Raw genomic sequence first — 6,080 nt, 5'->3', positions numbered from 1 at the left:
GGGAGTTAGGAGTTAGGGGTTGGGGAAGAAGGGAGTTTTCTACTAACTCCACACTCTTTTCCCACTCGGCACTCGGAACTCGGAACTTTGCACTTTTTTCCCCCCACCTCCCCATCTACCCATCTCCCCATCCTCTTCCCCACTCAGCACACCGCTACGCGGAAGCAAGCTACAGCACTTTACACTCAGCACTAAGTAAGGAGGGGAAACAAGCCTAAACACAGATAAACGAGTAAAGTCCAAATCCCAGACATCCATTCAAACTGCTTTCCACGTTTGCGGCGAGGGGAGTTGAGGAAAGAGACTGCAACCGTAATGCTGCCTGTGGCTAGAGCGAAGAGAACGCCAAGAGTAGGCCAAAGGAAATGGAGATGATAAGATGCGATCGCGCTTAAGATTGCCATCCCCAGACAAATTCCCAACCAGACGCGGACAGCATTGCGTTGTCCCCAGAGATAGGTATAGGTTTCGACACCCACTTCCTCATCCTTGGGAGAACGAATTTTGCGGCCCACTTCAATCATTAACCCGCCAACGAAACTCACCCCCAGAACCCAAGGAAGTCCAACCGGGGGATGCATTTGGGCCACCAACCAGTCACACGCCGTTGCATAGAAATAAATCAACGGCATCACCACCATATGACTCAGCATATAGATAATCGGATGCGCCTTAATCCAATCGCGGACAAAAAACTCCCGACTCATCAAGCCGATATACAGCCAAGTGACAACCAATGGTAAGACTAAAACAGGCAACCCCGTTTCACCATAACCGCCTAAGCCAACCGCCATCCCCAACTGAAGCACGCCGCTAGCGACTCCAACCGTCGCCAATTCTGGTAAACTGACTAAGCCGCGAGGAACCGGACGATAGGGACGAAACCGCATATCCTCCTCAAAATCCTTAAACTCATCGGCAATTCGCAGTTGCAAAAAGAAAATCAAGCAAGTTACAAAAGCTACCAGAAAACTCGCGAAACGGGGAACATTTCCATGCATTAGCGCCGAGTAACTGACAGCCGAACTGCTAAACGCTGCAACTAATAAACCATTTGTCACCAAGGGAAACCGTTCCCGCTGGTAAATCCACCATCGTAGAGGAGACTGTTGTACAGGGGTCACTTTAGTCGGACTTGAGATTAATTTCATAAAAGATAGCTAATTATTAAGCAAAACTCAGCACTTAGAATCGATTCAGCCTCTCGATCTACTGTAGAACGGGTTAGCGCAGTGTCACCCATCTTTGATAATGCGTTGTGACGGTATCGCTAAAATTTTCGATAGGGTGGTGGTAGGATGCAAAGTGCGTTAGCGAGGTTATCCGTAGGAATCGCACTTTACTCTTTGACCAAGTTCGCTTGACTTTCTGGAAAAACATTAGGCTAATCTATCGCTACACTGTTAAGTTTTGACGATGGGTTCATACTTTTAATGTACTTTTGCCAAGACGGTATGGATCGCGACATTGTGCCAAGATTTAAACTGGATACCCAAGTATAAAGGTAATGTTAGCGCGAAGCGTGCAAGTTACCCCATTTTGAGTTACCTTGTAATTGCGATCGCAACTTCAACAGCCAATAGTGCTGTTATATAGATAATCCATAGGGTAATAGCGGCCCTTCAAGCTTAATAAACTCTACTGTATTCTCAGCAGCATCAAAGATGCCGTATCTTACAAACTTTCCACCTCCACGCGAATAACCAATAGCTCCAAAAGAGACAATGTAACTATCTTGAGTGTTTAAAACAAATTTACCAGAATCAACAAAATAAGAGCAGGCTTCTCCGAACTCGTCATGCTGTGCGCCAAATAGAGCAGGAAAGTGAATATGTCCGATAAAACAGACTTGAAAACTGACCTCATCAAAAACATTCCAAGCCTCAATGCTATTGCTAATAGCACATTTCTTAAGGCGAGGAGAAATATGGGTAAAGATGTAATTATTTTCAATCAGTAAATCCGGTAATTCTTTTAACCATTTTTGATTATCCTGCTTGAGTTGACAATCATTGAATTCATCATGGTTACCTCGTACTGTTGCTATATTATTTTCTCGAATGAATTCAACAACAGCATCATTATGTTCGCCACCCTCAACCAAATCTCCGAGACAAACAATTTTATCAATACTCTGTAACTCGATATCTTGTAAAACCACTTTCAGACCTTCCCAATTTCCGTGAATATCTGAAATTATGGCGATTCTCATAACAACTCCTCAGCGAACTATATAACCACAAGTTACACCGACTAAGAACTGCTGAAATGAGCGAAACACTTACTGCGCTAACTGCTCGACAAAAGCAGTATGTTCGGGCGATATCAGACCTTCTTGCAATACAGCTAGCACTTGCCCCATATTGCCAGCCAGTAGGTGATTAACAGCTAACCACAAGCCGGGAAATACTTGACTGCGAATGATTCCCTTCTCATCAGTTGGCAGCAGAATATACTCCCCTTGTTGTAGATAAAACCAGTCTAATTTTCGCTCAAATACTTGCCAGACAATATACTCCCGGATGCCGTTGCGACGATAAGCCCGTTTTTTATCGCCTAGATCGATCGCGGCACTGCTGGCTGCAATTTCTGCAACCAATTCTGGGGCCCCTTCTATGTAATCATCCTCGCTGAGGCGTGCTTGTCCTCCAGAAGATTCGTTAATGATTAGCACTGCATCGGGTTGGGGTTCATTGTCCAAATCTAAGCGAACAGTTGGTTCAATTCCTAACTCAATACCGGGGGTTGCTACTTGATAATTACCAAGCCAAATGGTTAGATTTGCGTGAGGTTGACTATGACTTCTAAAACGCAGCGCAGCAGGCACGTAGACCACTCCTTCAATAAGTTCGGCTTTTCTGAGATGGGGGGTGGCATTGTAGCGTTGCTCAAACTGATAGCAATTTAAGCGATCGCCACTTTCAAGCGGTGGAGTGTGCTGCTGTTGCGAGGAGGTTTCGACCATTGGTTAAAGCAGTCTGTTTTTTGGATCTTCCCCAATTGTATCGGCTAGGCTCTGTAACCCCTAATGGCGATCGCCTACTTAGCACATCTGGCTAGTCGTTGATGGGCGCGGGTAAACTCACCAGAAGCCAAAGCGCCGATAATGGAGAGTTCGCCTGCTAACACCAAAGAAGCACAAACCTCAGCAAACGCCCGCGCCTTACCTGTTCCTGCTAATCCTAGAATTTCTAAACAAGCCTGTTGACTGGGTAAACCTGTCCCGCCTCCCACTGTTCCTACCATTAAATTCGGGAGAGTGACGGCTGCATATAACCCGCCAGTCTCCGTCAGTTCAAAACGGGTGACACCTACGGCTGACTCTGCAATACAGGCCACATCCTGTCCGCAAGCCAGATACAGGGCCGCTAAACCATTCGCATAATGCCCTTGAATGCCGATTGTACCGCTGAGAACACCTCCCAAGGCAGACATCCGCCAGTAATTGACCATCTGTTCTGGTGTTGCATGGAGACGCTTGCGAACGAGTTCTGAGGGAAGCGTGATTTCTGCGGTTACTTTTTTACCGCGAACGCTAATAAAGGATTGAACGCTTGCCTTTTTATCGCCGGAAAGGTTGGCTTCAACGAACGCATATTGTGGCTTAACGGGGGCAAAATCGCGAATATAGTTACAAATGGCTTCAGTGGCAATTGTCACCATATTTTGTCCGGCCGCATCGCCTGTCGTAAACTGGAAATCGAGATAAACGTGATTTCCCTCGACTGCCATCCGCATTTCTTTTAACTGACCGTAGCGGGTAGTGGCTTCTGCACAGCGCTTGAATTCATCTTGTTGGTTAACGACCCACGCCAGAAAGATTCCCACTTCTGGCAAGTTTGCAAAGGCAAATCCGGGGGTACGGTTTACGCCTTCGTTTAATACCATAGCGCTGCATCCCCCGGCTTCGGAGATCAGTTGCGCCCCTCGCGAGTAGGAAGCAACTAAAGCGGCTTCTGTGGTGGCTAGCGGGATGTAATAGTCGCCTTGGGCAAATAAGCCATTAACGCGCAAAGGGCCTGCAAGACCCACTGGAAGTTTCACCGTACCGATGAAGTTTTCGATATGGTGATGGTAGGATGCTAGGTGCGATCGCGTTTGTTCATCTAGCAAGTTTGCTTGAGTCTCTGGAGAAACCTGCAACAGTTGCCACTGTTGTTCTACGCTGGAAATGGTAAAGCGCCTCGATGTTCTCACTTTTGGGGGTAAATTCTCTGAGTTGCAGGCGAGTTGCTGGCTAAATTCATCTAAACTTTTAGTTTCTAATAAACTAGCAAGGTAATTTCTGGCTTGATGGGAGTGAGTAGACATCTTAGGATTAAGTCGTAAATTAGTATAATTGGGTTCAGTGTGTCTCGTTAAAATAAATGAGACACTCTTCTCGAAGGCACCCTGAAACAGTTAATCTCTGCCAACTGACTTATACCTTTAATGTACGTTTGCAACGACGGGAGGGATCTAAGCATTGTGCCAAGATTTAAACTGGATAAAGAGGAAATGAGTGCTGAGTTGATTAAGTTATCAAGTTTTCTATCTCTTCTTCCCCAACCCTAACTCCCAAGTCCACTTCCTTCTTCTTCCCCCATCCCCCACCCTCTTTCCCCAACTCCCAATTCCCAATAAAAACAATGTCCTCTGCAACTCCTTCTTGGTATTCAAAAATTGGCGCACAACGCGACTGGGCTTGGCGGGGTTGGCAAGTTCGCTACACTTATATTCGTTCAACTGCTGCTGCAACGAACCCGCCGTTACTGTTTTTGCATGGGTTTGGGTCGGCGTTGGGTCAGTGGCGCTATAATTTACACCCCTTAAGCGAATCTCATACGGTGTATGCAATGGATTTGTTGGGGTTTGGCGCATCGGAAAAAGCGCCAGCCGAATATGGGGTGACGCTATGGATGGAACAGGTTTATGATTTTTGGCGAACTTGGATTAGAACGCCGGTGATTTTGGTGGGTCATTCTTTGGGGGCGCTGGTGGCGATCGCAACGGCTGCGGCGTATCCTGAAATGGTAGGAGGATTGATCCTGCTGACAATTCCCGCTTCTCGTCAAGAGGTTTTACCCGCCAAATTGCAACCGCTAGTAGGGAGTTTAGAAAGCTTTTTCGCTTCCCCGCTACTGCTGCGTCCTCTATTTCAACTCATCACCCGCAAACCGGGAATTATTCGTTCTGTCCTCAAAAAGATTTATGTTAATCCGGAGGTGGTGAACGAGGAACTGGTTGCTTTGTTTACCACTCCCCCCCTCGATAGAGGGGCCGCTGGGGTGTTTTGTCGCTTATCTAAAGCGCGGACTCGGCGAGATTTTGCCCCAAATGTCAAAGATTTATTGCCCCAAATTACGTCACCCACTTTAGTCTTATGGGGTCAGCAGGATAAAGTGATTCCGATTGCTTGGGGACGACAACTCACCGAACACAGTCCCCATCTGAAGTTAGTCGAAATTGAAGATGCGGGTCACTGTCCCTACGACGAACACCCAGAACGGGTAAACCAAGAAATTGCCCATTGGTTGAAAAAGTACGGGTCTGGGGAATGCAGCTATGCGTAGCGATCGCGAATCCGTAATTACAAATTACCCTGAGTCTCAATTACAGTTTTGTAATTTTTGTCTCTATCGGCAAAATTGAGACTTGATGGAGAATCTCGATGTCTTGAATTCTGCCATTTGTGTGCTACTGTCTTAGGTAAGGCTTATTTTCGGTCATGTAATTCGTTCTAAAAACGTCTCTCCGAATCTAATTCTCTAATTCTCAAAGATGAGGCTGGTAGGAGACTTCTTGATGATGAGAAAGACGCTCATCAGCCTTAATTAATTTATTGAATAATTGACGAGGATCAATGACCCAAATTATTCTGGGTGAGAACGAAGGCATCGAGTCTGCATTGCGTCGGTTTAAACGAGAGGTTTCCAAAGCCGGAGTTTTTCCAGACTTGAGAAAAATCGTCATTTTGAAACACCGAGCGAAAAACGGAAGCGTAAGGAAATTTCTAGACACAGACAGAGTAAGAGCAGGTTTCGATACTAACTAGAATTGAGATTTAGGACTAAGTGCGATCGCCCCATGATTTCTAGGAG

Annotated in this window: 5 protein-coding genes and 1 pseudogene; 2 read left to right on the top strand and 4 right to left on the bottom strand. The window is 46.2% G+C overall.

From position 1 onward, the window contains the following. Positions 1 to 191 precede the first annotated feature (191 nt). The 4 genes from QQ055_RS08835 to QQ055_RS08820 all read right to left on the bottom strand — a co-directional run bounded on the left by QQ055_RS08835 (position 192) and on the right by QQ055_RS08820 (position 4,311). Positions 192 to 1,124, bottom strand: coding sequence for a UbiA family prenyltransferase (locus tag QQ055_RS08835; protein ID WP_286004585.1), 933 nt, complete (start codon positions 1,122 to 1,124; stop codon positions 192 to 194). Positions 1,125 to 1,588: 464 nt separating this feature from the next. Continuing rightward, entirely contained in the window at positions 1,589 to 2,212 is a 624-nt protein-coding gene (locus QQ055_RS08830) for a metallophosphoesterase family protein (protein WP_286004584.1), read from the bottom strand. Between the two features lie 69 nt (positions 2,213 to 2,281). Beyond that, a complete protein-coding gene (locus QQ055_RS08825; protein ID WP_286004583.1) occupies positions 2,282 to 2,965 on the bottom strand; it encodes a Uma2 family endonuclease in 684 nt (227 codons plus the stop codon). A 74-nt stretch (positions 2,966 to 3,039) separates the two neighbouring features. Further along, positions 3,040 to 4,311 carry a hydroxymethylglutaryl-CoA reductase gene (locus QQ055_RS08820; RefSeq protein WP_286004582.1) on the bottom strand — a complete coding sequence of 424 codons (1,272 nt, stop codon included), beginning with the start codon at positions 4,309 to 4,311 and terminating at the stop codon, positions 3,040 to 3,042. Positions 4,312 to 4,628: 317 nt separating this feature from the next. On the opposite strand from QQ055_RS08820, the gene QQ055_RS08815 reads away from it, so the two are divergent. Together QQ055_RS08815 and rpsU are read left to right on the top strand one after the other, a co-directional pair. Next, positions 4,629 to 5,552: an alpha/beta fold hydrolase gene (locus QQ055_RS08815; RefSeq protein WP_069967092.1), complete on the top strand. Its 924-nt coding sequence runs from the start codon at positions 4,629 to 4,631 to the stop codon at positions 5,550 to 5,552. 290 nt (positions 5,553 to 5,842) lie between these two features. Then, positions 5,843 to 6,030, top strand: a pseudogene (gene rpsU / locus QQ055_RS08810) (30S ribosomal protein S21). Positions 6,031 to 6,080 lie beyond the last annotated feature (50 nt).

The sequence above is a fragment of the Geitlerinema calcuttense NRMC-F 0142 genome (assembly GCF_030285425.1).
This window is presented reverse-complemented; position numbering and strand designations above follow the sequence as displayed.

Coding starts and splice junctions, on each gene's coding strand:
- QQ055_RS08830 (WP_286004584.1), bottom strand. CDS start 2,212: ATGAGAATCGCCATAATTTCAGATATTCACGGAAATTGGGAAGGTCTG.
- QQ055_RS08825 (WP_286004583.1), bottom strand. CDS start 2,965: ATGGTCGAAACCTCCTCGCAACAGCAGCACACTCCACCGCTTGAAAGT.
- QQ055_RS08820 (WP_286004582.1), bottom strand. CDS start 4,311: ATGTCTACTCACTCCCATCAAGCCAGAAATTACCTTGCTAGTTTATTA.
- QQ055_RS08815 (WP_069967092.1), top strand. CDS start 4,629: ATGTCCTCTGCAACTCCTTCTTGGTATTCAAAAATTGGCGCACAACGC.